A 24,793-nucleotide genomic window follows, 5' to 3' on the forward strand; every position below is an offset into this window, starting at 1 on the left:
TTCTGGGTCTTCAGTGGGGTAGCCGAGGAAGCTGCCGCCGGGGGTGAGACCGCCGAGTGCGTTGTACTTGTCGCGGAGGGGCCGTTGACGAGTGCGGATCCGACGGCGTTCTGGAAAGCGACGTAAATGACACCGTCTTGGAACTCTTGTCGCCGTCCGCCGTCCGGGAGGACGATCTCGTCGGTGGTCGGTAGTGAAGTCGTCCGGCTTCATAACCGTTGAGGCCCATCGATTCAGGAAGCTGTTCACGACCGGGTGAGCGCCCGTAGCAGCAGACCAATAGATCGGTCCGTTGATGAACTGCGTGCGCTTGCCCGTGTTGCCTGGGTTGGTCAATTCCGCTGTGGTCGGAAACGACAAGAAACCACCGGGGCCGCCGAGGCTGTTGTATTTGTCCCTGATCACACCGCACACCTCGAATCTTGTATTCCAGCAATCGTCGCAACACTCGTGGTTACGAGACTTCCAGTAAAGCACTCAGGCGCTCTGCAGGGGTGTCCCAGTCGAGTGATTTCCGGGGTCGATCGTTAAGCTCCTCCGCGACGGCCAAGAGTTTGTCGACGCTGTGCACTGCCAGGTCGGTTCCGCGCGGAAGTATTGGCGCAGTAGACCGTTGGTGTTCTCGTTGCTGCCGCGCTGCCAGGGAGCGCCCGCGTCTGCGAAGTAGACGTCGAAGTTGGTCGCGGCGGTGAACGCGCGGTGTTCGGCCATCTCGGCGCCTTGGTCCCAGGTCAGTGTTCCCCGCAGTGATGTGGGCAGGTGACGGACGGTGGTGATGAGGAGTCTCGGACGGCTTCGGCAGTCCGCTCGCGGCCGAGGTGGCCGAGCATCACGAAGCGGGAGGAGCGTTCGACTAGTGTCGCGATCGCCGATCCACCCAGCGCGCCGATGATGAGATCACCTTCCCAATGTCCTGGAACTTTTCGCGAGTCGACCTCCGCCGGCCGATTGCTGATGGAGTTCATCGGGTCGACGAACCGCGGCCGGCGGGCATCGGGCTGCTTGTGCGGTTTGCGTGCAATTCGACCGCGGCGCAGTTGCTTTCCGAGTTCCCGTGTGAGTTCGCCTCGGGCGTGGACGTAGATCGCTTGATAAATCGTCTCGGTGCTCGCACGCATCTGCGGAGTGGTCGGAAAGTCCTTGACCAGTCGGTGACTGATCTGTTGCGGCGACCACCTTTTCGCCAGTTTCCCCTGGACGTAGGAACGAAGCTCGGCATTGGCAACCAGCTTCGCCTGCCGCGGCCGGGCCCGATGCTTCACGGACAGCCGATGCGCCGTATGAGGCATATATCCCCTCACCGAGACGGTGTTGCGCTTGAGTTCTCGGCTGATCGTCGACGGTGCGCGTCGCATTTCTGACGCGATCGCCCGGATCGACAACCCTGCGCGCCGTAGATCCTGCAACTGCTCGCGTTCGAGCAGGCTGAGGTATCGGGGATGGATGATCTTCTCGACGACGTTGAGGTCGACGCTTCCGCCGATCGCGCGGGTTCTTCGTTCTGGCACACCGTCATTGTTCTTTACCGGGTACCGCACCACCCGGCCGTCGGGATAGACCCGACCTCGGTTGATGATCGTGATGCCCTTGTCCCAGTCGGTCGCCGATCGGGCATCGGCCCCGACGCGAGCTCTGGCCTCTACGCGCGTGAGTCCCGCCGCTCGCAGACGCAGGAATTCTTCGCGCCGCGGGTTGACTTTGCGTGCCTCGCTGGTTGATATTCCTGCTTTCCGCGCCCATGCATAGGCTGTTGGCCGGTGAATCCCCAGCTCATGAGCGACGGTCGAGATGATTTCTCGCTCGCGAACGAGCCGCAAGAACTCAGCTTTGAGTTCCGCGGGTAGGTGCGCGGCGCGGCCCGCGCCATGGTCAGCCCTGTTTTCCGTAACCAGTTGTAGCCGGCGTTTTCATGAACGCCGACTGCACGCGCTGCGGCGCGGACCGTGCCACCTCTGTCGAGTAATCGGAAGAATTCTTCCTTCTGCTGATCCGTGTACTTTTTGCCAGCCATTGCAACACCTTTCAGTAGGTGTTGCGACGATTGCTGGAATCCAAGAATGGTGAGGGCCAGTACACCTGGCAACCAGCCGTCAGGCGGGCAGTCGAGATCCGAGCTTCCATCGTCTCGGCCTTGTCTGCGTCTGCCTTGGTGAACGGTTCCGGAATTTCTTCTCGGTCTGAACGCATCTGTCCCGGAACGATTGTCGCCTGGGGTTCTCGGTCGGAGACCACTCACCAACGGGCGCCTTCTGCTGCGGAGCCGAGGACGTCGATGCCGTCTCAGAAGCGGGAGCGGAGGTCGTGGTGGTGGTGGGAGCGGTCGTTACGGCCGGGGTCTGCTGCGTCGGCACCGGAGTTGACGAAGGCGCGGGCTTGTCAGCCGATGGTTTACAGGGCACGGAAGTCGCAGTAGCGGCAGAGGTGCTGGTGGGTGTCGTCGTTGCGGTCGTTGTCGCGGTCGCCGTCGATGTGATCGGGTCACACGTGTCATCTGCCTCCGATGGCGAACTGTTGCCCGGTGAGTCCACTGGTTGCGCTACACCCGCAGCAATGGGTGTTGACACCAGAAACAGCGCCGTTGCAGAAATCGCCAGAGCGCGCGTGATGTTTCGTCTTCGAGTGAAACGTGGTGCAGATTTGAAGGCCATTCGTTACCCTCATCTACCTGCCAGTCGGCGCAGCACTAATTGCTCCGCTCAAAGCTGACGGATCGAAACGCCACCCGCACAACGATTCTGGGTAGATCCCGCGAACATCCTGTGAGGGTGGCGAACGCTGCTCACGCTAAAGAGTTACTCATGAGTTTCACAGGTTTCTCCCATATCGCTTTGGTAACGGAACCGCAGAGTTGGTTTAAATGGCTGGTCAGGCAGTTCGACGAAGAGAAAGTTAGTACTTTTGGTGGAGCCCAGCATGATTGGGCATTACGTCCCATATTCGACCCCTGCGTAAGGGACTTGTCCGGAGATGCAAAGATCTGGTCCTTCGAAACCCACGCCCTCCAACACCGCGGAACGGTCTCCAGGTTCCTAGTGCATTCGCGACGAGTGCCAACGGCCGAGACGAACAGCGATCGGCCGTCTAGTCTGCGTGGCATGCACCTGGTTCCGAATCCTGACGACGAAGACGATTACTACTACGACGACACTTTCGATCCGGATGCACCGACGTTGACCCCACGCCAGTCCTACGTTGTTTCGAAGGTAGCGACGGAGCTTGCGGATGCGGTGTTCGCCGACGCCCACCTACTCGGCGATCTTCCTGTCCAACCAGGGTCCGGCCGCGGGGTGCTGGCGGAACTGCCGGCATGCACCTGGACGCAGGATGCGACGTGGCGACGCTCCATGGCTCGCGCGTTCGACGATCTTTCCGCCGATGCGACCGCGACAGTCGATCCCGAACCTCGCTGTACCGGCGAGGAGATGGCGCTGCATTTGATCATCGGGCGCGCCCGCACCGCGATGCTGTCGGACCGATTCGCAGAAGAACTCACCGCTCTTCCCGCGCACGAGGATGACGACAACTGGGACGACCCGCTCGACTACCTGCTCCAAGACCACGATGTGCTGACACTGTTCTGGCCAGAACCCATCCCAGACGGAGTGAACCTCGACCCCGAAGATTGGTTCAACCCCTTCGAAACGGGCCTCCGACGCGACGACGCCCGCGGCTTCCGCAAATAGAGACCCGGCGATCGTCTCTCGCGGGACTGTAAGAACAACGGTGTAACTCTGAAAGGAGATACGCCACTATGACTGACGTGATTGAACGTGAGACAGAGACGAACTCGGCTCAGCCGGGTATCAGCGATGCGCGGCTCAAAGAGCTGGTCGAGCAGGCGCGAGCCGAAGGGCTGCAGTTGACCGGAGATGGTGGATTGCTGTCGAAGCTGACCAAGCTAGTCGTGGAGTCCGCGCTCGAAGGCGAGATGGACGACCACCTCGGATACGGCAAGAGCGACCCGGCAGGGAGGGGCAGCGGCAACTCCCGCAACGGCAGACGAGCCAAGAACGTGTTGACCGAGGCCGGCCCGGTCGAACTCGAGGTGCCCCGTGACCGGGATTCCTCCTTCGAACCGAAGATCGTGGCCAAGCGGCAGCGTCGGCTCTCAGGCGTGGAGGACATGGTGATCTCATTGTCGGCCAAGGGTTTGACGACCGGTGAGATCGCTGCACACCTGGCCGAGGTGTACGGAGCCGATGTGTCCAAGCAGACGATCTCGACGATCACCGAGCGGGTGATGGAAGGCATGGCCGAGTGGCAGAACCGGCCGTTGGATCCTGTGTACCCGGTGTTGTTCATCGACTGCATCCACGTCAAGATCCGCGAGGGCAACGTCGCCAACCGGCCGATCTACGTCGCGATGGGGGTGACTGTCGACGGCACCCGCGACATCCTCGGACTGTGGGTCGGTGAGCACGGCGACGGGGAGGGAGCGAAGTACTGGCTTCGGGTGTTGTCCGAGCTGAAAAACCGTGGTGTGCAAGATGTTCTGATCGTCGTGTGCGACGGTCTCAAGCATCTACCCGACTCGATCGAGCAAGTGTGGCCACAGACCATCGTGCAGACTTGTGTGGTCCATCTTCTCCGTAACACCTACGCCTATGCCTCCCGCAAGGACTGGTCCGAGATCGCCAAGGACCTCAAACCCGTCTACACGGCGCCGTCGGAGCAGGCCGCGCTCGACCGATTCGCAGAGTTCAGTGACAAATGGGAGAAACGCTATCCCGCGATCATCAGGCTCTGGACCAATGCCTGGGCTGAGTTCGTGCCGTTCCTACAATTCGACAACGCCATCCGGCAGGTCATCTACACGACCAACGCCATCGAAAGTGTCAACGCTCGAATCCGCAGGGCTGTCAAGGCCCGTGGACACTTTCCGACCGAGGCCGCGGCCTTGAAATGCGTGTATCTGGCCATCATGAGCCTCGATCCCAAAGGCACCGCCCGCAGGCGCTGGTCCAACCGATGGAAGGCAGCACTGAATGCCTTCGAGATAACGTTCGACGGACGGCTGTCTGCCGGACGAAAGTAGTTAGAAACCAATCAATTACACCGTTTTCTGGACAGACCCTCTCTCGCGTTTCACACCCACGCCCCGCTCGGCAGTTTCACCTTTGACCTGGACAGATGAAAATGCGGACGCAGAGTCGCTATGCCTTGCTCAGGGTTGCCAGGGCGGCTTCGCCGATGGGTTCTTCGGCGAACATCGGAACGACAGCGGTTCGTTGGCTGTATTGGTGTGTGATGGTGTCGATTTCGCTGACTTCACCGGCAGCACGCTGCTGCAGGAGCGGCGAGGTCGGTTCAGCGGCGGTGAGGGAGTTGTTGACCACCCACGCCCAAGGCTCGATTCCGGCTCGTTGCAGGTCGGCTTGCAAACCCACGGCTTCGAGTACGGGTGTGGTTTCAGCGAGGGTCACGAGTAGGACTTTCGTGGCGTCCGGGTCCTGCAGTCGCATGAGCGGGGTGGTGAAGTTCGTGTTCTCACCCATTTGTCGGGCGATTTCCCGGTGGTAGGAGCCTGTGGCGTCGAGCAACAACAAGGTGTGACCGGTCGGGGCCGTGTCCACTACGACGAATTTGCGACTCGATTCGTGAATCACCCGCGAAAACGCCTGAAAGACGGCCACTTCCTCGGTGCAGGGTGATCGGAGGTCTTCGGCGAGGTTCGCGCGTCCGCGGTCGTCGAGGTTCTTGCCTTTGGTGGTCAAGACGCGGGTGCGGTACTGCTCGGTGGCTTCGGCGGGGTCGATTCGGGAGACCTGGAGGTTGTCGAGTTCCCCGTTCAAGGTTTCTGTCAGATGTGCGGCCGGGTCGGTGGTCGTCAGGTGCACCTGGTGGCCGCGTTCGGCGAGGGCGACAGCGATGGCGGCGGCGATGGTGGTCTTGCCGACTCCGCCTTTGCCCATGCACATGATCAGGCCGTGATCGTCGGTGTCGAGTTCGTCGATCAGGGATGAGAGCGGAGAACTGGGCAGCTGCAGGGCCGAGTCCGCTGAGGCGGCGGATACCGGGCCGAGGTCGGGTGTGAAGAGGCTTTCGAGTGCGTCGATGCCGACGATATTGGTCGCTTTGAGCGGGACCTGATCGGTGGGCAGCTGCGCCAATTCGTCGGGCAGGGCGGCGATCGCGGCTTGTTCACGCCGGTAGATCGCGGTCGCGAGCGGATCTGTGTCGTCGGCCGGGTCCGGGAGGACACCATTGATCACGACATGCTGATGGGTCAGTCCGATGTCGGCGAGTTCGCGGTGCGTGCGGGTGATTTCGGTGAGCGTCGAACGCTGGGCGCGCGAGACCAGGACGAGGCGGGTCCGCTGCGGATCTGCGAGCGCGGCAACGGCGTCAGCGTAGACGGTGCGCTGCTTCTCGAGCCCGGACAGCGGCCCCAGGCACGATGCGTCGCCTTTGCCGTCGTCGAGGAACTCGGTCCACGATCCGGGGAGCTGCAGCAGCCGGATGGTGTGCCCGGTCGGAGCGGTGTCGAAGAGGACGTGGTCGAAGGTGGCGGTGATGTCGTCTTGGCCGGAGAGCAGTCCGGTGAACTCGTTGAACGACGCTATTTCGGTGGTGCAGGACCCAGAGAGCTGCTCGGCGATCGCCGCGATCTCCTTCTCGGGGAGCAGTCCGCGCACGGGGCCGATGATCCGCTCGCGATAGGCGGCGGCGGCTAGTTCCGGGTCGATCTCGAGTGCCGACAGCCCCGCCGCGGCGGGGATCGGGGTGATGGTGTTGCCGATGCTCACACCGAAGACCTGCCCGACGTTGGAGGCGGGATCGGTGCTCACGAGCAGCACTTTCTTCCCAGCGCGGGCGAGGGTGATCGCGCTCGCGCACGCGATGGACGTCTTTCCGACACCGCCTTTGCCGGTGAAGAACAGGAATCGGGGCGCATCATTCAGGAACTTCATTGCGTTGTAGGTGCTTTCAGCAGCAGGTGGTGGAGTCGGCGTCGTCGGTGGAGCAGCATGCCGAGGTGTCGGAGAGTCCGAGCATGGTGATCCCGGCCGGCGCCTCAGCCGTTCCGGCTTCGGTGATGCCGGCCCATTTCGCGAGCTGGTTGCGGGTGGGATAGGTGCCGGTCAGGACGGTGACTCCGTCGACGATCGCCAGCGGGAGTCCTTCGGAACCGGAGATTTTGAGGAACGCTGCCACCGTGTCGTTGCCGGCGAAGGCAAGCGGGTCGTTGGCGAGGTTGTGGCGCGTGATGGTGCCGCCGTTGCTCGCGACCCAGTCGAGGTCGGCGGTGAAGGTGATCAGCGCTTGGTCGACGTCGTCGCCGCAGACGCCGGTGTTGCAGCACAGGGCGGGTTCGAATACTTCGATGGTGCTCATGGTGATGTCCTCTTTCTTACTTCGCGGGTCTTTTCGATTGCGCGGCTAGCGGTTCCGATATCAGCGGACCCCTAGACGGGCAGCAAGGGCGTCGACGTGGGAGGCGATGTCGTCGCGGACCAGGCGCATTCGTTCGATTCCGTCGATGCCGCGTTCGGACGGCTCGTCGGTGTCCCAGTTCTCGAAGTCGGTGCCGGCGACGGGATCGACCTTCGCTTCGCTGCCCAGGGTGACGACGAGGTCGACGTCGCGCACCAGTTGCGGATCGATCAACGTCGGAGTCTGTCCGGAGATGTCCACCCCGACTTCGAGGAGGGTTTCGGCGGACAGGGCGTTGACCGCGTCGCCGGGTTTGGTGCCGGCGGAGTACACGTTGACCTGGTCGCCGGCGGCTTTGCGCATGAGGCCGGCGGCCATCTGGGATTTTCCGCCGTTCTTGACGCACACGAACAGCACTGAAGGCTTGCTCATCGAAGTTCCTTTCGCTGGGTGTGGGGGTCAGGCGGCGTCGACGGTGTGGCCGGCTGCGTCGAGCGTGTTGGCGGTGATGTCGCCGCGGTCGGCCAGCCAGCGTTCGGCGTCGATTGCTGCGGAGCATCCGGTGCCGGCAGCGGTGATCGCCTGACGGTACGTGTGATCGACCAGGTCACCGGCAGCGAAGACGCCGTCGACGGAGGTCGCGGTGGAACCGGGAGCGACGCGCACGTATCCGGCGTCGTCGAGATCGACCTGGCCCTTGACGAGTTCACTGCGCGGGTCGTGGCCGATGGCGACGAACATGCCGGTGATCTCGAGTGTGGAAGTTTCACCGGTGACGGTGTCGCGCACCACGAGGCCGGTGACGCTGTTCTCACCGAGCACCTCGACGGGCTCGGCATTGGTCAGGAAGCGGATCTTCTCGTTGGCCTTGGCGCGCTCGAGCATGATCCGTGAGGCGCGGAACTCCTCGCGGCGGTGCACCAGGGTGACCGAGCGAGCGAAGCGGGTGAGGAAGGTTGCTTCTTCCATCGCGGAATCGCCGCCGCCGACCACGACGATGTCCTGGTCACGGAAGAAGAAGCCGTCGCAGGTGGCGCAGGCGCTGACGCCGCGGCCGAGGAGGCGTTCTTCACCGGGAATGCCCAGGTAGCGGGCTGCTGCGCCCATGGCGAGGATGATCGCGTGCGCGGCGTAGGTTTCGCCGTTCGCGACGACGGTCTTGATCGGGCCGCTGAGATCGATCTCCTCGACGTCCTCGGTGCGGATGTCGGTGTCGAAGCGCAGTGCCTGCTCGCGCATCTGTTCCATCAGATCGGGGCCCATGATTCCTTCGCGGAATCCGGGGAAGTTCTCGACCTCGGTGGTGGTCATGAGGGCGCCACCGAACTGGGTTCCCTCGAAGAGCAGGGGCGCGAGCTCAGCGCGCGCGGTGTAGACACCAGCGGTGTAGCCGGCCGGTCCGGAACCGACAATGATGACGTCATGGACCGCGGACGGGATGGTCATAGTGTCTCTTTCACGGGATCGAATACGGGAAGCGTGAGTGGTCAGCGCGATACCGACGGGGCGGTGAGTTCGCTGATCAGGGCTTGGACGCGGGTTTTGATCTCGTCGCGGATCGGGCGAACCGCGTCGATGCCTTGGCCGGCCGGATCGTCGAGGACCCAGTCGCGGTAGCTCTTGCCGGGGAAGATCGGGCAGGTGTCGCCGCAGCCCATCGTGATCACGACATCCGAATCCTGCACGGCGTCGGTGGTGAGGATCTTCGGGGTCTGGGCGGAGATGTCGATTCCGAGCTCTGCCATCGCTTCGACTGCGGCGGAGTTGATGGTCTCCGCGGGTGCGGATCCGGCGGAGCGGACCTCGATGGCATCGCCGGCGAGGTGGCTGAGGAATCCGGCGGCCATCTGCGATCGGCCGGCGTTGTGGACACAGACGAACAGGACGCTGGGCTTGTCGGACATGAGAAAGAAGGTTCCCTTCGAAGACGGAAGTAAGAGGTCGGTCAGACGGCGACGGGTGTGGTCAGTTCGGTGAGCAGTGCGATCACCCGGGCATCGAGGTCGTCGCGGATTGCCCGCACCACCTCGAGGGGTTGCCCGTCCGGGTCGTCGAGAGCCCAGTCGAGGTACCGCTTCCCGAGGTAGACGACGCACGCGTCGCCGCAGCCCATCGAGACGACGCAGTCCGCTGCGGCGACCACGTCATCGGTGAGCGGTTTCGGGAACTCGTCGGCCAGGTCGATCCCGATCTCGGCCATCGCCGCGATGACGGCGGGGTTGATCTCGTGGACCGGCGCGGACCCTGCCGAGCGCACATGAACGCGGCCGCGGGCGTGGTGATCGAGCAGTGCCGCCGCCATCTGCGACCGGCCGGCGTTGTGCACACACACGAACAGAACTTCGGGCACGTCCTTGGCGAGTGCGCCGCTGGACTGGGCCAAAGCGGTGAGGCGGTCGGCGGCGAACCGCGCCGCGAGCGAGGTGAGATGGGTGTGGATCTTCGCGGTCCGGCGCAGCGCCGTGTAGGACTCGAAGACATAGCGTTCGACGGTTTGCGGGGAAAAGACTCCGACATACTTCGCTGCCAGGTCGTGCGCGGTGCGCGAGAGAACGGCCTGCGGTGAGAGGAGATCGGGCTGGGCGCGGTGCTCGTTCATCATGACTCCCGAAGAGTGTGTAGGTGACTTACGTAGCGGTGGGTGCGGGTGAAATCTCTTTGACGGCAAAGCGTTTACGCAGGGCGAGGGAGACGTAGACCAGTCCGACGAGCACCGGTACCTCGATGAGCGGGCCGACTACGCCGGCGAGGGCTTGGCCGGAGGTGGCGCCGTAGGTGGCGATGGCTACGGCGATCGCGAGTTCGAAGTTGTTGCCCGCGGCGGTGAACGCCAGGGTCGTCGTGCGTTCGTAGCCCAATCCGATTGCGGCGCCGAGGATGTAGCCTCCGCCCCACATGAGTGCGAAGTACGCGAACAAGGGCAGCGCGATGCGGACGACGTCCCAGGGCTGGGAGGTGATCTGTTCGCCCTGCATCGAGAAGAGCACGACGATGGTGAAGAGCAGACCGTAGAGCGCCCAAGGGCTGATCTTGGGGATGAACTTGGTGTCGTACCAGTCGCGGTCTTTGGCGCGTTCACCGAAGAAGCGGGACAGAAAACCTGCCAGCAGCGGGATACCGAGGAAGATCAGGACCGATTTCGCAATCTGCCAGGGCGAGGTGTCGATGGTGGTCTGTTCGAGGCCGAGCCACCCGGGCAGGACCGAGAGGTAGAACCAACCGAGCACGGCGAACATGATCACCTGGAACACCGAGTTGATGGCGACCAGCACCGCGGCGGCTTCGCGGTCTCCGCAGGCCAGGTCGTTCCAGATGATCACCATCGCGATGCAGCGAGCGATGCCGACGATGATCAAACCGGTTCGGTATTCCGGCAGGTCAGGCAGAAACAGCCAGGCGAGGGCGAACATCAGCGCCGGGCCGAGAACCCAGTTCAGGAACAGGGAGCCGGCGAGGAGTTTCTTGTCCCCGGTGACAGTGTCGAGGCGGTCGTAGCGGACCTTCGCCAACACCGGGTACATCATGATCAGCAGGCCGAGGGCGATCGGCAGGGAGATGCCGTCGATCTGCACCTTCTCCAGGGCAGTGTTCACGCCGGGGATCCAGCGTCCAACCAGCAGGCCGACGACCATGGCCACGCCGATCCAGACCGCCAGATAGCGGTCGAGGGTGGAGAGTTTTCCGACGACTGCGGGGTGTTCGGTGGTGGCAGCGGTGTTGCTCATGCGGTGACCTCTGCGCATGCGTCCGCTGCGGTCACGGTGGAGCCTTCGACCAGGAGCACGGCCGAGAGTTGCTGCAGCGCAGCCGGAATAACCCAGTAGTACACCCAGGTGCCGCGTCGTTCACAGTCGAGCAACCCGGCCTGACGCAACACCTTGAGATGATGCGAGATCGTCGGCTGGGACAGATCGAAGGTATCCGAGATGTCGCAGACGCAGGCTTCACCGCCCTCATGGCTGGCCACCAGGCTCAGCAGGCGGAGGCGAACCGGATCGCCGAGGGCTTTGAACATCCGGGCCAGGTCGCCGGCCCAATCCTCGGTCAACGGCTCACGCACCAGCGGGGAGCAGCAGGCGCCGGGCTCCGCAACATCTTGATTCGACATACTTCGATATTGACAGTTTTCGAAACAACACGCAACCAACCGGAGATGAACATCCGCCTCCGCGATTGCCGATGCGGCACTGATTCGAAACCCCACAATCGACGATCGGACCGAACGATGGCCAGCAAGCCCGATGTAGAACAGCGCCACCTGACGAGGCTCTCCGCTTTCGTGCTGCGCGCACGGCGGGTCAAAGCGAACTCGCTCTACAAGGAACTTCGAACCGCTCGAACGGATCGGCACCGTGCCTTTCGAGTTCGGGAACAGGGGCAAGTGCACATGGCTCCTGCGGGAACGACAGTTCCAGAATCGCTCAATGGTGACCTCAGCCCCCAGTGGCGGCGCCTGACAATTCCCGCACCCGGAGAATCCGCCGAATCGATGTTCCCGACAGATCCCGACGCCGCTACTTCTGTACCGGACTGATCAATACACCGAGAAACACCACTACCACCGCTTCGCTCAACTCATCACATTGCAGAGCGCCGAACCTGCTGAAACAGGAGGGGTGCACCGCCGCAATCAATTTCACGATTCGGCAACAACTTCCTGAGACTCAGATTCCAGGACCCAGCACACACCGACATCGTCGGTTTCCGGCGGAATCCCACTTTCCGCTCGACCCAGCAGCGCAACAAGGTTTGTTTCGAGGGTGGCAAGTTCGCGGATCTTGCCACGAACCTGGGAGAGATGCTCCGAGAGCATCTCCACGACCTGCTCACAAGGAGCCGCCCCGCGGTCATGGGTGGTGAGGATCTCGCGAATCTCTCGCAAGGTGAGACCTGCAGATTGGGCGCTCCGGACGAACCGCAAACGCGCAAGAGATTCCGGACCGAAATCCCGGTAGCCGTTGGACTTTCGGACCGGGACGGGAATCACCCCACTGTCCTCGTAGAAACGCAGCGTCTTCGGGGCAACGCCACTCCGAGCGGCCAGTTCACCAATTTTCACGAGATCCTTGACCTTCCATCGCACTGGAATGTCCATTATGGATGACGTCCGGGAACCGCAGGTGACTCGGACCGCTCGTCGTCGCGCTGACGGCGAACACTCAGAAGGAGGTGTGAAATGAATCCACTGGAGATGTTGTGCGACTGGCTGTGTCGAGCAATGGGTCCTTGCTGTCCCCCATGTGATGCCGGGGCGAGCAACTCGCAATCTACCGATGTCACTTCGCCGTTCCTGGTGAGGTACGTCGGCCGGCCACCGTTCGGCTGGCGTACCGCATCCACTTACAAGTCCGGTGCATCACCCTTCCTCAAATCGCCCTACATTGCTATCATCGTTTTATGACGATGAATAACGAGTCTGGATGCCTCGCTGCAACCGGCAGCGGGTCGAGTCTGGATGCGGCAGTGGCACTGTTCCACAGTCTCTCGGATGGCACCCGGTTGTCGATCGTGCGCCGTCTCGCCGAAGGAGAAGCGCGGGTTGCGGATTTGATCGGTGAACTCGGCCTCGCCCAGTCGACGGTGTCCGCACATGTCGCATGCCTACGTGATTGCGGCCTGGTCGACGGCAGACCGGAAGGTCGGCAGGTGTTCTACTCGCTGGCCCGACCGGAGTTGATGGACCTACTCGCTTCGGCGGAGACGCTGCTTGCCGCGACAGGGAACGCGGTTGCCCTGTGCCCGAATTACGGCACCGACATCGGAGATGACCGTGAGTGACGCGTGCGGCTGCGGCCACGACGAACCCCGCGCCGAGGGCGAGGAAGAACACGGGCTCGAAAAGTGGTGGCAGGTTACCGAGATCCGGGCGGCTGCAGCGGCGGGCGTGCTGCTGATCGCGGCCCTGACAGTCCGGCTGGCCGGTTGGCCTGATGCTCTCGGGATCGGCTTCGAAGCGGGCGCGCTGATCATTGCCGGCTACACCTTCGTCCCGTCCACTCTCAGACGCCTGGCCAAGGGCAAAATCGGGGTCGGCACCCTGATGACGATCGCGGCCGTCGGCGCGGTATTGCTCGGCGAGGTCGGCGAAGCAGCCATGCTCGCGTTCTTGTTCGCGATCAGCGAGGGACTCGAAGAGTATGCCGTCACCCGCACTCGGCGTGGCTTGCGCGCCCTGCTGTCCCTGGTCCCGGAAACTGCGACAGTTGTGCGCGGCGGCAAGGAGGAAACTGTCCCACCCTCGGACCTCGAGCTCGGTGAGGTCATGATCGTCAAGCCCGGAGAGCGGATCGCCACCGACGGCATCATTCGCGCCGGGCGCACTGCCCTGGATACCTCCGCGATCACCGGAGAGTCGATGCCGGTCGAAGCCGGTCCCGGTGACGAGGTGTTCGCCGGATCGATCAACGGCACCGGCGTCCTCGAAGTCGAGGTCACCGCAGATGCGCAGGACAATTCGTTGGCCAAGATCGTGCGGATCGTCGAGGCCGAGCAGTCTCGCAAGGGCGAGGCGCAACGCCTCGCCGACAAGATCGCCAAGCCGCTGGTTCCAGGCGTGATGATCGTCGCCGCGGCTATCGCCGCGGTCGGCAGCATGCTCGGTGATCCGCTGGTGTGGATCGAACGAGCCCTGGTGGTACTGGTCGCCGCGTCGCCGTGCGCGCTGGCCATCGCGATCCCCGTCACTGTCGTCGCCGCAATCGGCGCAGCATCCAAGCTCGGCGTCCTGGTCAAGGGCGGCGCTGCCCTCGAAGCGCTCGGCCGGATCCGCACCGTCGCGTTGGACAAGACCGGCACCCTTACCCGCAACCAACCTGCCGTGATCGACGTGGCAACCGCGAACGGCGCCGACCGCGAGGACGTTCTCGCGGTGGCCGCAGCGTTGGAAGCGCGTAGCGAGCACCCTCTCGCTCGCGCGATTCTCGCCGCCGTCGAGGACTATGTGCCTGCCGACGACGCGGAAGCGGTCACCGGCGCGGGCTTGACCGGCTACATCGACGGCATACCCGTGCGACTCGGTCGGCCAGGCTGGATCGCCCCGGGGCCATTGGCTGGAGATATCGAGCGAATGCAGCAGGCGGGCGCCACCGGGGTCCTGGTCGAACGCGGCGGAACCGTCATCGGGGCAGTGGCCGTCCGTGACGAGCTCCGTCCGGAAGCACGCGAAGTGGTCACCGAGCTACGCCGCGGCGGCTACACCGTCGCGATGCTCACCGGCGACAACGAACGCACCGCCCGTGCGCTGGCCGCCGATGTCGGTATCGACGACGTGCACGCCGACCTGCGCCCGGAGGACAAGGCGCGGATCGTGGAAACCTTGCGTGCGAGCCGCCCGACCGCGATGGTCGGGGACGGTGTCAACGACGCCCCCGCCCTTGCCACCGCCGACTTGGGTATCGCGATGGGCGCGATGGGTTCCGACGTGGCCATCGAGACCGCCGATGTCGCTCTGATGGGCGAGGACCTGCGGCACCTTCCGCAGGCTCTGCAGCACGCGCGACGATCGCGGTCGATCATGCTGCAGAACGTCGGCCTCTCTTTGGCGATCATCACCGTTCTGATGCCTCTGGCTCTGTTCGGTGTGCTCGGCTTGGCCGCGGTCGTGCTCGTCCACGAGGTCGCCGAGATCGTCGTCATCGGCAACGGGGTGCGCGCCGGGCGTACCCGAAGTCTGGCCGCCGCGCCACAGTCGACGAAGGTGCCCGAGTCGGCCGTGGGAGTACAGCGATGACATCTTCCGGCAGCTCCGGGCCGTCGCCGATAGCCGCCGGAGTGCGGCGCGGCGGGGGCCGGGCTGTTCTCGTCACACTCGTGGGCGCCTTGGTTGCGGTCGCGGTACTCCTCGACCCGGTGGCACGAGGCGCGCTGTCCGGTGGGCGGACGATCGATTTCGGAATTCTGCAACTTCGCTTGGCCTACAACAGCGGCGTCGCATTCAACCTCGGTGACCAGCTCCCAGCAACTGTTATCCTCGCCGGCACCGCGGCCCTGACCACCGCGATCGCGGTGTTCGCCTGGCGCACTGCACCTGAGCGTCCCGTGCTCCAGACCATCGGACTGGCCGCGATCACGGCCGGTGCCGCCGCCAACGTGATCGACCGCTTTCTGGACGGCAAAGTCACCGACTACTTCCATACCGGATGGTGGCCCACCTTCAACCTCGCCGACACCTACATCACCGGCGGCGTTGTCCTCATCATCGGTGCACTACTCCTCGAATCCGCCGGCAAGGAACACAGCTGATGAACCAAATGCCCGCACAGCTGCGCAGCACCAGGCGTTGGCAGTATCTCGAACGCGCACATATCATCTCCCATCCCTATTTATGGCCACGCACCCACAACCTCCTCCCCATGCTCCCCCCTACCCCACGTCAGCGTGACCGCCGCGGAGCACTCGGACAAATCCGTCACATCTCCGCCGCCGCACCACGATCCACCCGGGGCCGCTGCCCGAGAAACAACACCCGCCGAACTCACGCCGAACTCACGACGTCGATCCCAACACCAGCTGTGCCCGACAGCCGCCCTGCCCGATACGAGATCGTCGATCCGCACCTGACTCGGTTACTGGCGTTCTGGGCAGATCGAACCTTCACGGTCAACGAGAACAACTCCTGCCTTGTCCCCATCTATTCGGTGCGAGGCAGCTACGCTGCAGGGGTGCGGGCGGCATGATCGCGTCCTCAGCTCTGCAGGCGATCGGTCTGTTCATTGCTACCAATATCGACGACATCATCGTTCTTTCGCTCTTCTTCGCCCGCGGCGCGGGCCAGCGTGGGACCACCGCCCGCGTCCTCGGTGGCCAATATCTTGGGTTCGCCGGCATCCTCGGCGCTGCTGTACTCGTCTCCCTGGGTTCGGGGGCGTTCTTGCCCCCGGAGGTGATCCCTTACTTCGGACTGATCCCCCTGGGACTGGGGCTGTGGGCGGCGTGGCGGGCCAGGCGTGGAGACGATGACGATGACGACGCGAAGATCGAAGGTAAGAACGTCGCCGTGTGGACCGTAGCCGGAGTAACCTTCGCCAACGGTGGAGACAACATCGGCGTCTACGTTCCGGTCTTTCTCACTCTGGATCCAGGAGCCGTGGTCGCCTACTGCATCGTTTTCCTGGTGCTGATAGCAGGACTGGTTGCCCTGGCCAAGTTCGTCGCCACACGCCGGCCGATCGCTGAGGTCCTGGAACGCTGGGAGCACATCCTGTTCCCGATCGTCCTGATCGGGCTGGGCGTCTTCATCCTGATCAGCGGGGGAGCATTCGGACTCTAATGTCCACGCTATCCTGACGTGTCGGTTCGGGTGCCAACCTCATATATACGTGTGCGGTGAATCGTGCCTCTATCGCCCACGGCATGTGCCGAAGGTTCGTCTAGCGCCAGTCGACGAATCCGAAGGCGGCCTTTCCGATCCTCGTCGGTGATGGCCCTGGATCAGCCTTCGCCGTTTCGAAGCAAAAGCACGACTCTGACACGACTTACGCCGAGATGCTCGTGGAGGCGGCTGCGGTTGGCACACCGCTCGACGCCAGCTCGTCTCCGACGGATCGACCACTCTGCGGAAGGGCACGCCCTCGGACCGGGAGCGCATCCCTGAAGCATTACCGACGAGACCTTCCGCAAGTCGGGCTTACCGGTCTTTATCGCCAAGCTGGTAACCCGGGCAGGCTCTTCCAACTCCGTAAACATATATCCCCTCGATACTCAAGGTGTTTCTTTCGTCTCTCAACGGGAGCGCCGCAATGCAAAGATTATGAGTCACAGCGGTTTACATCCCGAATCCTTCGCGACGAAAAGCCACATGCGACCGGTCGGGAGATCACTCAACCGCCTTCGTGAATTTCGATCCTTCGCGGGCTCTCGCGACACCAGCCCAGAAACCTCCGAGGCCTGCAGACCCCACTGCCCTGCTCGATTTCTCGTCGAGAAGACTGTCGAACTCGGACGCTACTACCGTTGAGCCCTGCGCCGAGTCGATCATGTCGTTGTCCCCGCCGAATCCGACCAATAAGGACGCCGCCACTCATGACAGCCCAACGTGTTACTCGTCTGGTCGAATTCCTCGAACGCCACCAGATCCCGCTCTACCTCCTGGCCCTGCTGATCGGCGGCCTTGTGGGGATCCTTGCGCCCGACACCGCTCCAGGTTTCGAACATGCGATCAACCCCGTTCTGATCACCTTGCTCTACTCCACCTTCCTCGCGGTGCCGTTCTCCTCGATCCGGAAATCGTTGAAGGACGGTCGATTCCTCACTGCACTGCTCGGTGTGAACTTCGTTCTGGTGCCGATCGTCGTGTTCGCTCTCTCGCGTTTCGTCGCCGACGATCAAGCAGTTCTGCTCGGCGCGCTGTTGGTGCTGTTGGCGCCGTGTATCGACTACGTCATCGTCTTCAGCGGGTTGGCCGGCGCCGCATCAGAACGTCTCCTCGCTGCAGCACCTTTGCTGATGTTGCTGCAGATGGCGCTTCTTCCGGTCTACTTGTGGTTGTTCGTCGGGTCCGAACTTGTCGACGTCATCGACGTCGCTCCGTTCGTGGAGGCTTTCCTGCTTCTGATCGTGGTGCCGCTAGTTCTCGCGGCCCTCACCCAAGCCGCCGCTCGACGCCATGCGGCCGGTCGCATCGTGATGGAGGTGATGGCCTCGATCATGGTTCCGGTGATGATGGCGACCCTCGCGGTGGTCGTCGCCTCCCAGATCGAATCCGTCCGCACACAACTGAGTTCGCTGATCGTAGTGATTCCGATTTTCGCCGCGTTCCTGGTGATCATGGCATTCGTCGGTCAAGGTGTCGGCAAGGCAGCACGCCTGGAACCAGCCGCGACGAGAGCGCTGATATTTTCCGGTGCCACCCGCAATTCCCTCGTCGTATTGCCGCTCGCACTGGCACTTCCGCCCGCGTTGTCACTGGCTGCCGTGGTCGTGGTGACCCAGACCCTCGTCGAGCTCGTCGGCATGGTGATCTACGTCCGCCTGATCCCTCGGCTCGTCCCCATGCCCATCACTGAGATCACGAGCGATTCGGCCGCGAAAACCGAGCCCGCAACCTGACATCACCGCGCAATCTCATGCAGGTGTTGTCGCCGAGCGCCGTTCCAGGAGAACGGTGTCGCGCCACACTCCGTCGAGTTGGGCGATCTTCTCTCGGATGCCGATGGTGCGAAAACCTGCCGAATGGTGCAAGGAGACGGAGGCACGGTTTTCGGGGAAGATCGATGTCTGCAGCGTCCAGAGACCATCGGCGTCGGCTGCCATGACTTGCTTGCGCAGCAACGCTTTTCCGACACCTCGCCCGCGCATGCCGTCGGCGACGTAGACGGAGTTTTCGGCGACTCCGCGGTAGCAGTCTCGCCCGGAGGTCGGACTCAGGGCAGCCCAGCCGACGACGACGTCGTCGATGGCGGCGACCCAGCGATGATTCGGCAGCCACTGCGCATCGAGGTACTCCCGGTTGGGGACTTCGGTGGTGAAGGTGGCGTTGCGCGTGGCGATGCCTTCGCCGTAGATCCGCAGAACGGCGTCCCAGTCGTCATCGGACATGGCTCGGACGGCGACATCGTCGGGTAGGTCGCTCGGGCAGCACGGCCGCGGCGCGAGAACTCCCATCACGATGTCGGCGGCCTGCGGCAACGCGACGCAGCACGTCGGATTCATCGCGACAACGGTGCTGGTTCCCTCTTTGCGCAGGCTGACGAATCCCACGTCGGCGAGCTTGCGCACATGGTGGGAGACCGTGGGCTGCCCGATCCCCAGTGCCTCGGCGAGGGCCCCGATCGTGATTCCGCCAGCAGCGCTCGCGACGCGGTGCAGCAGGCGCACCCGCATCGGTTCGGCCAGGCACGCGAACCACTGTGCGTAGGTGTCGGCGTCAGCTTGCTCGAGCACGTTGGAGTCGACCGCACCTTGGTCCGAATCGCCGACGCGCACCGTCGGGGTCTGCAGCGATGTCATGCACACACTATATCGACCTTCGTCGATGGTTGCATTCATCGACTGATGTCGATACAGTTCGAATTAAAGATCGATCATTGTCGATGAAAGGAATGTGTGATGACCGAACTACCCGTTGTCGTGATCGGAGCCGGACCGATCGGCCTCGCCGCCGCCGCGCAACTGCGTGAACGAGGACTCACGTCGCTGGTGTTCGAGCGCGGCGCCGTCGCCGGTGCCGCGATCGCCGAATGGAATCATGTCCGACTCTTCTCCCGCTGGTCAGAGCTGGTCGATCCGGCTGCCCGCCTCCTTCTCGAGCAGAACGGGTGGAGCGCTCCCGACGGCGAGACGTATCCGACCGGACAGCAGTGGCGTCAGCACTACCTCGAACCCCTCGCCGCCGCCCTCGGTGATGCAGTGCAGTTCGACACCGAGGTGGTCGGCGTCGCTCGACGTGGCCGCGACCTGGTCGTCGACGCCGGCCGCGAGACCGAACCTCTCTCCATTCACCTGCGCCGCCCAGGCGGCAGCGAGGACCGCGTCTTCGCTCAGGCCGTCGTCGATGCGTCCGGCACTTGGGGCACCCCGAACCCGCTCGGCGGGGAAGGACTGCCCGCCCTCGGCGAGAAGGCTGCCGGATCCGCGATCACCTACCGTGTGCCCGATCTCGACGACGAGGCGATCCGTGCTCGGTTCGCCGACAAGCACACAGTCATCGCAGGCAGCGGCCATTCCGCACTGACTGCCATCGTCGCGTTGGCCGGCCTCGAGGCAGACGCCCCCGGTACGCGGATCACGTGGGCGGTTCGCCGCGGCGCTATCGGTTCCGCGTTCGGCGGCGGCGAATCGGACGAGCTGCCCGCCCGCGGCGCCCTCGGACTCCGTGCGAAGAAGTCCGTCGACGACGGACTTCTCACCGTGGTCACCGGTTTCCGCACCGCAGCTGTCGAATCCGCCGACAAGGGTCAGCTCGCACTGGTGTCCGATACCGGCGCCCGGATCGAGAACGTCGACAACGTCGTCACCTTGACCGGATTCCGCCCCCACCTGTCCTGGCTCTCGGAAATCCGACTCGGCCTCGACCCCATCCTGCAGGCACCGACACAGCTGGCGCCTCTGATCGACCCGAACGTCCACTCCTGCGGCACGGTCTATCCACACGGCGCGAAAGAACTTCGCCACCCCGAGCCCGGCGTGTACCTGGCGGGGATGAAGAGCTACGGGCGTGCGCCGACGTTCCTGGCGATGACCGGCTACGAGCAGGTCCGCAGCATCGCCGCAGAACTCACCGGTGACCACGAGGCCGCTGCTCGGGTGGAGTTGATCCTCCCGGAAACCGGAGTCTGCGGCGGCGCAGGTGTTTTCGACGAACCCGACACCGCGGAATCCGAGGGCGGCTGCTGCGCCGCACCTGCTCCGGAGCTGATTTCACTGTCCAGCCCCTCCGGTAGTTCCAACTCCTGCGGATAAGGCACAGCCGATGACGACCATCGAGGATCCGCCGCAGCGCCCCGTCAGCCTCGACCCGTCGGGGCTGCGGCGGGTCCTGGTGGCGTTGTGTCTGACCGAAATCACCAGCTGGGGAATCCTGTACTACGCGTTTCCTGTTCTGTCGGTAGCCATTTCCCGCGATACCGGGTGGTCGACCTCGGTGATTGTGGCGGCGTTCTCGGTCAGCCAACTCGTCGCCGCCGTCGTCGGCATCCCTGTCGGACGGATCCTCGATCGCCACGGGCCCCGCTGGATCATGACCGCCGGATCCGTCCTCGCTGTACCCGCACTGGTGCTCATCGCGACAGCTCGCACCCTCCCCCTGTTTTTCGCAGGGTGGGTGTTCGCCGGCATCGCGATGGGCGCGGTGCTGTATCCACCGGCATTCGCCGCCCTGACCCGCTGGTACGGCGACAACTACGTCAAAGCACTGATGATTCTCACCCTCGCCGCGGGTCTGGCCAGCACGGTGTTCGCGCCACTGTCTGTCGCTCTGGCCGATCGATTCGATTGGCGCACAACCTACCTGGTGCTCGCCGCCATACTGGCTGTGATCACCATCCCCGGACACATCTGGGGTTTGCGTGGCGGGTGGCCCGACCCCATCCGCCTGCCCCACGCGCAGCCCGGCGACTACCACCGCACCTCACGCAGCCTCCCATTCCTTGCTCTGATCGTCGCCCTCGCGGCAGCCGCTTTCGCCGCATCCGCCGGCGTCTTCAACCTCGTACCGCTACTGATCGAACGCGGTTTCAGTCCCAGCCTCGCCGCACTCACGCTCGGGCTGGGCGGCGCCGGCCAGGTCATCGGCCGCATCTTCTACCTACCACTCGCAGCGAAGACCAGTGTCCGCGTACGCACGGTATCGGTCATCGCCGTTGCCGGTCTGAGCACCGTGTGGTTAGGTCTGGCGAGCTCTACGGCGGCGTTGATCGGCATCGCCATCGGCGCCGGACTGGTCCGCGGCATCTTCACCCTGATCCAGGCCACCGCCATCACCGACCGCTGGGGCGGCGAACACTACGGGCGCCTCAACGGGCTGATGTCCGCACCGATCGTCATCGTCATGGCCCTGGCTCCGTGGGCCGGCACCGTGCTCTCCACCTGGACCGGAAGCTACGCCCACGCCTACCTCGTCCTCGGAGCGATTGCCCTCGTCGGCGCCGTGATCAGCGCAGCAACCATCCCCGCCCTCCGCACCACCACAACGATTCCGATCACTTCCTGACCGAAAGACAATTCTCATGACGTACTACGACGCGATTGTCGTCGGTGGCGGTCAGTCCGGCCTGGCCGCAGCCCATCATCTGCGCCGCCAGCGGCTCGACACCGCGATCATCGAAGCGGGTAGCGAACCCGTCGGCTCCTGGCCGCAGTACTACGACAGCCTCACTTTGTTCTCACCAGCAAAGTACAGCTCCCTCCCCGGTCTACCGTTCGGCGGCGACGGTGACCGCTATCCCGGACGCGACGAAGTCGTCGACTACCTCCGCCGCTACGCAAAGACCCTCGATGTGGACATTCACGTCAACGAACGAGCCGATACCGTCACCACCAGCGGCGGCCAGTTCACCGTCCGGACCGACAGCGGATCCGCCTTCACCGCACCTCGAATCATTGCCGCCACAGGAGGATTCGAAACTCCACACAGTCCCGCACTGAAAGGGTTGGATGCCTTCACCGGGACTGTTGTGCACGCCGCCGACTACCGCGAACCCACCGCCTACGCCGGGCAGAACGTCATCGTGGTCGGAGCCGGGAACTCCGCAGTACAGATCGCTGCCGAGCTCGCCGAAACAGCCGATGTGATCCTGGCCAGCCGAAACCCCGTGACATTCGCGCCGCAACGACCCCTACGCCGAGACATGCACTTCTGGTTCAAGTACACCGGAATCGACGCCCTCCCGATCGGGCATCTTCTCTCGCGGCCACCGACGTCGCCGGTGTTCGACACCGGCCGCTACCGCGCCGCGCTCACCGCCGGCACACCGCAACGCCGCGCCATGTTCACCAAACTCGAAGGAAACCAAGCCTTCTGGCCCGGCGGCACCACAACAACCGTCGACGCGGTCATCCTCGCCACGGGATACACCCCCAACCTGGACTACCTCGCAGAACTCGGGGCACTCACCGACACTGGCCATCCCCGCCACCGGAAGGGCCTGTCCACCACCCACCCGGGGCTCGGGTACGTGGGACTGGAATGGCAACGAAGCCTCTCGTCCGCATCCCTACGTGGGGTAGGCCGCGATGCGCACTACGTGGTCCGGCGGCTCACTCCTGCTGACGCTGCTCGGTTGCATCCGACCGAATAATGCCCGGTCTGCTCTTGTTTGCGTAGCGCCCGCACAGCCTGATCTCCTCGTAGTCGGTTCCTGTCCCATTGAACAGCGTGGGTCCGACTTCCTCGTCAAACGGCGCGTGATGATCTGTGCGAGTCCGTTGTCGACTGTCGCGAAAGGGGAAGTGCGATCACCAGTCCTCGGCCGGCGCCTGCCGATGTCGCGTTGGGGACCGTGGCCGCCACAGTTCTCGGTGTCGCTGTCGGGGTTCTCCTGGCCGGTGTCGCGGTCGGAGCCGGTACCGCTGTGGTGTTCCGTTTCGTGTTGCGGACGATCATCTCCCGAAAATGATCGACTGCGCTGGTCAGCGGCGTGGAATACCTTTCTCAGGTGTTCGATTCTTTGCATCCCAGAAATTCCGCTTCGAGCGCACACTTGCCGAGAGCCGCAATACGGGCACCGCCGATTTGTGGTGCACAAATGAGAATCAGGTCGCCACGTGTGACCGAGCTGCAAGGGTTGTTGCAGTTCAGGACTTCGGCTTTCGCTTCGGTCTGGTCAGTGTGGCGACCTGAGGCTCGTCGCGGGTTCAAGAATAGTTCGGGGACCCGACATGTTCGGCGGCGATGGACGCCGCCGGTCAGTCGAGGGTTCAACCCCGGTACGGCACTTTTGATCTCTCTAGATCAACCTCGCCGATCGCATATCCGTTGGCTTCCAACATCTGACGAACTGCTCTCTCTCGTAGATCTGGCGCATTACCTGGCCCGATCACAACCTTCACAATGGCGTCACGGGGAAAACCGATCTCGATGTACGGAACCACGCCTCCAGTACCGTAGCTTCCCTGCCGGAAATTCAGTCGCGCGGACGCCTCTGCGAACATAGCGATAAGTCGCCATTCTTTCTCAGCTTGGAATGATTCATCTTTCAGAGTCATGCACAACCGACCGGCGGCGTTGAACATCTCCGTGACAAAGTTGAAGTAGTTAACCGCAGCTGGCTTTTCAGAAATACGTGAACGGAGGAAGTTTTGAACCAAATTCAAGTTTTCGGCCCGCGCCTCGTCACCATAGAAGATGGGTCGCGGCCCAGGGATCGGAGCATCAACCCAACCTCTTCCGTCCGGTTCCATTCGGTTTCCTGCTTTGTAATCCCAGCATTGGTAGGTCAGCTCCGCTAGCTTCGCCCGATCGAAACCTACGGCGAAACCATCACCACCTGCATATCCACGCCACTGCCCGAGCGAGTCACGTTCGGTAGTAAAGCAAGTGACATACCCGTTCGCCCATTTCCAATCGTATGGCATCTGCGGCTGTGACTCGTCTACGAGAGCCGCAAGCGACCAGGCGGCGGCTCGAAGTGCATGTTTCTTTGGTCCAAGGTACGACGGATCTCGATGGTCGGGCCCCTCGGTCGTGAAGAAGTCACCACACTCCCTCCGCTCTTCCTCTGTAAGGTCAGGTAGTTCCTGAGCCAAGGAGTGAAAGATCTCGGCCATCAACCCGGCACTGTATTTGAGTTCCTGAGCATCATTTAGATACTTTATATCGGTTCCCCAGAGCTTTTGACTTTTGATGATGCCGGAGAATCCTCCGAAGTTTGTGTAGTGATAGAGGATGTCATTCTCGTCGGTCACGATTTTGATAGTACTGCAGTCACCTGACAACTTTTTGCAGGAGGATCCCACTAACACTCACGCCCCCTCGTTCCAATCC

General features: G+C 63.2%; 25 protein-coding genes and 2 pseudogenes. 11 read left to right on the forward strand and 16 right to left on the reverse strand.

The annotated features are described in order from the left end of the window. The 5 genes and pseudogenes from EHW12_RS35610 to EHW12_RS34850 form a co-directional block, all read right to left on the reverse strand. The coding region (locus EHW12_RS35610) for a hypothetical protein (RefSeq protein ID WP_241199261.1) at positions 1-176 on the reverse strand (176 nt) is incomplete at its 3' end. 103 nt (positions 177-279) lie between these two features. Then, a pseudogene (locus EHW12_RS36090) lies at positions 280-477 on the reverse strand (hypothetical protein); the annotation flags it as partial. Continuing rightward, positions 455-1,508 (reverse strand): annotated as a pseudogene (locus EHW12_RS31580) (IS30 family transposase). The pseudogenes EHW12_RS36090 and EHW12_RS31580, both read right to left, overlap by 23 nt. Positions 1,509-1,639: 131 nt before the next feature. After that, the gene (locus EHW12_RS31585) at positions 1,640-2,011 is read right to left on the reverse strand and encodes a transposase (RefSeq protein ID WP_125053162.1); all 372 of its coding nucleotides are present in this window, start codon (positions 2,009-2,011) and stop codon (positions 1,640-1,642) included. 11 nt (positions 2,012-2,022) lie between these two features. Next, positions 2,023-2,187: a hypothetical protein gene (locus tag EHW12_RS34850; protein WP_164490662.1), complete on the reverse strand. Its 165-nt coding sequence runs from the start codon at positions 2,185-2,187 to the stop codon at positions 2,023-2,025. A gap of 908 nt (positions 2,188-3,095) precedes the next feature. On the opposite strand from EHW12_RS34850, the gene EHW12_RS31590 reads away from it, so the two are divergent. Both EHW12_RS31590 and EHW12_RS31595 read left to right on the forward strand, forming a co-directional pair. Beyond that, positions 3,096-3,683: a hypothetical protein gene (locus EHW12_RS31590; RefSeq protein WP_064444952.1), complete on the forward strand. Its 588-nt coding sequence runs from the start codon at positions 3,096-3,098 to the stop codon at positions 3,681-3,683. Positions 3,684-3,751: 68 nt separating this feature from the next. After that, positions 3,752-5,035 (forward strand): IS256 family transposase, encoded by a 1,284-nt coding sequence (locus tag EHW12_RS31595; protein WP_075832375.1) that lies wholly within the window; start codon positions 3,752-3,754, stop codon positions 5,033-5,035. A 118-nt stretch (positions 5,036-5,153) separates the two neighbouring features. Here EHW12_RS31595 and arsA read toward each other — a convergent pair whose 3' ends face one another. From arsA to EHW12_RS31640, 9 genes are all read right to left on the reverse strand, one after another. Continuing rightward, on the reverse strand, positions 5,154-6,911 hold the full coding sequence (arsA, locus tag EHW12_RS31600; protein ID WP_064444950.1) for an arsenical pump-driving ATPase: 1,758 nt from the start codon (positions 6,909-6,911) through the stop codon (positions 5,154-5,156). Positions 6,912-6,927: 16 nt separating this feature from the next. Further along, the gene (gene arsD / locus EHW12_RS31605) at positions 6,928-7,335 is read right to left on the reverse strand and encodes an arsenite efflux transporter metallochaperone ArsD (protein ID WP_125053164.1); all 408 of its coding nucleotides are present in this window, start codon (positions 7,333-7,335) and stop codon (positions 6,928-6,930) included. A gap of 60 nt (positions 7,336-7,395) precedes the next feature. Beyond that, on the reverse strand, positions 7,396-7,806 hold the full coding sequence (locus EHW12_RS31610) for a low molecular weight phosphatase family protein (RefSeq protein ID WP_064444948.1): 411 nt from the start codon (positions 7,804-7,806) through the stop codon (positions 7,396-7,398). A 27-nt stretch (positions 7,807-7,833) separates the two neighbouring features. Beyond that, entirely contained in the window at positions 7,834-8,820 is a 987-nt protein-coding gene (gene trxB / locus EHW12_RS31615) for a thioredoxin-disulfide reductase (protein WP_064444947.1), read from the reverse strand. Between the two features lie 41 nt (positions 8,821-8,861). Continuing rightward, positions 8,862-9,278 carry an arsenate reductase ArsC gene (locus EHW12_RS31620; RefSeq protein ID WP_064444946.1) on the reverse strand — a complete coding sequence of 139 codons (417 nt, stop codon included), beginning with the start codon at positions 9,276-9,278 and terminating at the stop codon, positions 8,862-8,864. A 41-nt stretch (positions 9,279-9,319) separates the two neighbouring features. Beyond that, complete coding sequence (locus EHW12_RS31625) at positions 9,320-9,973, reverse strand: arsenate reductase ArsC (RefSeq protein WP_064444971.1); 654 nt, start codon at positions 9,971-9,973, stop codon at positions 9,320-9,322. A gap of 28 nt (positions 9,974-10,001) precedes the next feature. Further along, complete coding sequence (arsB, locus tag EHW12_RS31630) at positions 10,002-11,099, reverse strand: ACR3 family arsenite efflux transporter (protein WP_125053166.1); 1,098 nt, start codon at positions 11,097-11,099, stop codon at positions 10,002-10,004. Continuing rightward, positions 11,096-11,482, reverse strand: a complete 387-nt coding sequence (locus EHW12_RS31635) for a metalloregulator ArsR/SmtB family transcription factor (RefSeq protein ID WP_064444944.1) — start codon at positions 11,480-11,482, stop codon at positions 11,096-11,098. The genes arsB and EHW12_RS31635 overlap by 4 nt, the downstream gene beginning before the upstream one ends. A 528-nt stretch (positions 11,483-12,010) precedes the next feature. After that, positions 12,011-12,469, reverse strand: a complete 459-nt coding sequence (locus EHW12_RS31640; protein ID WP_064444942.1) for a heavy metal-responsive transcriptional regulator — start codon at positions 12,467-12,469, stop codon at positions 12,011-12,013. Positions 12,470-12,771: 302 nt separating this feature from the next. Here EHW12_RS31640 and EHW12_RS31645 point away from each other — a divergent pair, with 302 nt between their 5' ends. The 6 genes from EHW12_RS31645 (at position 12,772) to EHW12_RS31670 (ending at position 18,420) form a co-directional block, all read left to right on the forward strand. Beyond that, on the forward strand, positions 12,772-13,152 hold the full coding sequence (locus tag EHW12_RS31645; protein WP_064444941.1) for a metalloregulator ArsR/SmtB family transcription factor: 381 nt from the start codon (positions 12,772-12,774) through the stop codon (positions 13,150-13,152). After that, positions 13,145-15,103: a cation-translocating P-type ATPase gene (locus EHW12_RS31650; protein ID WP_064444970.1), complete on the forward strand. Its 1,959-nt coding sequence runs from the start codon at positions 13,145-13,147 to the stop codon at positions 15,101-15,103. Before EHW12_RS31645 ends, EHW12_RS31650 begins: the two co-directional genes overlap by 8 nt. Continuing rightward, positions 15,100-15,615, forward strand: a complete 516-nt coding sequence (locus EHW12_RS31655) for a signal peptidase II (RefSeq protein WP_064444940.1) — start codon at positions 15,100-15,102, stop codon at positions 15,613-15,615. Before EHW12_RS31650 ends, EHW12_RS31655 begins: the two co-directional genes overlap by 4 nt. Next, entirely contained in the window at positions 15,615-16,049 is a 435-nt protein-coding gene (locus EHW12_RS31660; RefSeq protein WP_164490663.1) for a DUF3703 domain-containing protein, read from the forward strand. Before EHW12_RS31655 ends, EHW12_RS31660 begins: the two co-directional genes overlap by 1 nt. Beyond that, positions 16,046-16,642, forward strand: a complete 597-nt coding sequence (locus EHW12_RS31665) for a cadmium resistance transporter (RefSeq protein ID WP_064444939.1) — start codon at positions 16,046-16,048, stop codon at positions 16,640-16,642. The genes EHW12_RS31660 and EHW12_RS31665 overlap by 4 nt, the downstream gene beginning before the upstream one ends. A gap of 752 nt (positions 16,643-17,394) precedes the next feature. Further along, positions 17,395-18,420, forward strand: coding sequence for a bile acid:sodium symporter (locus tag EHW12_RS31670; RefSeq protein ID WP_064444937.1), 1,026 nt, complete (start codon positions 17,395-17,397; stop codon positions 18,418-18,420). 15 nt (positions 18,421-18,435) lie between these two features. Here EHW12_RS31670 and EHW12_RS31675 read toward each other — a convergent pair whose 3' ends face one another. Beyond that, the gene (locus tag EHW12_RS31675) at positions 18,436-19,320 is read right to left on the reverse strand and encodes a metalloregulator ArsR/SmtB family transcription factor (protein ID WP_064444969.1); all 885 of its coding nucleotides are present in this window, start codon (positions 19,318-19,320) and stop codon (positions 18,436-18,438) included. A gap of 99 nt (positions 19,321-19,419) precedes the next feature. On the opposite strand from EHW12_RS31675, the gene EHW12_RS31680 reads away from it, so the two are divergent. Genes EHW12_RS31680 through EHW12_RS31690 form a run of 3 tightly spaced genes read left to right on the forward strand, consistent with a single transcriptional unit; the run spans position 19,420 to position 23,108 of the window. Beyond that, positions 19,420-20,772: an NAD(P)-binding domain-containing protein gene (locus EHW12_RS31680; protein WP_125053170.1), complete on the forward strand. Its 1,353-nt coding sequence runs from the start codon at positions 19,420-19,422 to the stop codon at positions 20,770-20,772. Between the two features lie 10 nt (positions 20,773-20,782). Beyond that, positions 20,783-22,021, forward strand: a complete 1,239-nt coding sequence (locus EHW12_RS31685; RefSeq protein WP_125053172.1) for an MFS transporter — start codon at positions 20,783-20,785, stop codon at positions 22,019-22,021. A 16-nt stretch (positions 22,022-22,037) separates the two neighbouring features. Continuing rightward, positions 22,038-23,108, forward strand: a complete 1,071-nt coding sequence (locus EHW12_RS31690) for an NAD(P)/FAD-dependent oxidoreductase (RefSeq protein ID WP_125053174.1) — start codon at positions 22,038-22,040, stop codon at positions 23,106-23,108. A gap of 619 nt (positions 23,109-23,727) precedes the next feature. Here EHW12_RS31690 and EHW12_RS31695 read toward each other — a convergent pair. Beyond that, on the reverse strand, positions 23,728-24,714 hold the full coding sequence (locus EHW12_RS31695) for a DUF2971 domain-containing protein (RefSeq protein WP_125053176.1): 987 nt from the start codon (positions 24,712-24,714) through the stop codon (positions 23,728-23,730). Positions 24,715-24,793: the final 79 nt, after the last annotated feature.

Source organism: Rhodococcus sp. NJ-530, from assembly GCF_003860625.1.
In the GTDB taxonomy this organism is placed as follows: domain Bacteria; phylum Actinomycetota; class Actinomycetes; order Mycobacteriales; family Mycobacteriaceae; genus Rhodococcus_F; species Rhodococcus_F qingshengii.

Bases quoted from the DNA above. Each gene is read 5' to 3' on its own strand.
- EHW12_RS31680 (WP_125053170.1), top strand. From the start codon at position 19,420: ATGACCGAACTACCCGTTGTCGTGATCGGAGCCGGACCGATCGGCCTC.
- arsB (WP_125053166.1), bottom strand. From the start codon at position 11,099: ATGAGCAACACCGCTGCCACCACCGAACACCCCGCAGTCGTCGGAAAA.
- EHW12_RS31610 (WP_064444948.1), bottom strand. From the start codon at position 7,806: ATGAGCAAGCCTTCAGTGCTGTTCGTGTGCGTCAAGAACGGCGGAAAA.
- trxB (WP_064444947.1), bottom strand. From the start codon at position 8,820: ATGACCATCCCGTCCGCGGTCCATGACGTCATCATTGTCGGTTCCGGA.
- EHW12_RS34850 (WP_164490662.1), bottom strand. From the start codon at position 2,187: ATGCGTTCAGACCGAGAAGAAATTCCGGAACCGTTCACCAAGGCAGAC.
- EHW12_RS31595 (WP_075832375.1), top strand. From the start codon at position 3,752: ATGACTGACGTGATTGAACGTGAGACAGAGACGAACTCGGCTCAGCCG.
- EHW12_RS31625 (WP_064444971.1), bottom strand. From the start codon at position 9,973: ATGAACGAGCACCGCGCCCAGCCCGATCTCCTCTCACCGCAGGCCGTT.
- EHW12_RS31655 (WP_064444940.1), top strand. From the start codon at position 15,100: ATGACATCTTCCGGCAGCTCCGGGCCGTCGCCGATAGCCGCCGGAGTG.
- EHW12_RS31590 (WP_064444952.1), top strand. From the start codon at position 3,096: ATGCACCTGGTTCCGAATCCTGACGACGAAGACGATTACTACTACGAC.
- EHW12_RS31665 (WP_064444939.1), top strand. From the start codon at position 16,046: ATGATCGCGTCCTCAGCTCTGCAGGCGATCGGTCTGTTCATTGCTACC.
- EHW12_RS31660 (WP_164490663.1), top strand. From the start codon at position 15,615: ATGAACCAAATGCCCGCACAGCTGCGCAGCACCAGGCGTTGGCAGTAT.
- arsD (WP_125053164.1), bottom strand. From the start codon at position 7,335: ATGAGCACCATCGAAGTATTCGAACCCGCCCTGTGCTGCAACACCGGC.
- EHW12_RS31690 (WP_125053174.1), top strand. From the start codon at position 22,038: ATGACGTACTACGACGCGATTGTCGTCGGTGGCGGTCAGTCCGGCCTG.
- EHW12_RS31585 (WP_125053162.1), bottom strand. From the start codon at position 2,011: ATGGCTGGCAAAAAGTACACGGATCAGCAGAAGGAAGAATTCTTCCGA.
- EHW12_RS31670 (WP_064444937.1), top strand. From the start codon at position 17,395: ATGACAGCCCAACGTGTTACTCGTCTGGTCGAATTCCTCGAACGCCAC.
- EHW12_RS31675 (WP_064444969.1), bottom strand. From the start codon at position 19,320: ATGACATCGCTGCAGACCCCGACGGTGCGCGTCGGCGATTCGGACCAA.
- EHW12_RS31645 (WP_064444941.1), top strand. From the start codon at position 12,772: ATGACGATGAATAACGAGTCTGGATGCCTCGCTGCAACCGGCAGCGGG.
- EHW12_RS31685 (WP_125053172.1), top strand. From the start codon at position 20,783: ATGACGACCATCGAGGATCCGCCGCAGCGCCCCGTCAGCCTCGACCCG.
- EHW12_RS31635 (WP_064444944.1), bottom strand. From the start codon at position 11,482: ATGTCGAATCAAGATGTTGCGGAGCCCGGCGCCTGCTGCTCCCCGCTG.
- arsA (WP_064444950.1), bottom strand. From the start codon at position 6,911: ATGAAGTTCCTGAATGATGCGCCCCGATTCCTGTTCTTCACCGGCAAA.
- EHW12_RS31640 (WP_064444942.1), bottom strand. From the start codon at position 12,469: ATGGACATTCCAGTGCGATGGAAGGTCAAGGATCTCGTGAAAATTGGT.
- EHW12_RS31620 (WP_064444946.1), bottom strand. From the start codon at position 9,278: ATGTCCGACAAGCCCAGCGTCCTGTTCGTCTGTGTCCACAACGCCGGC.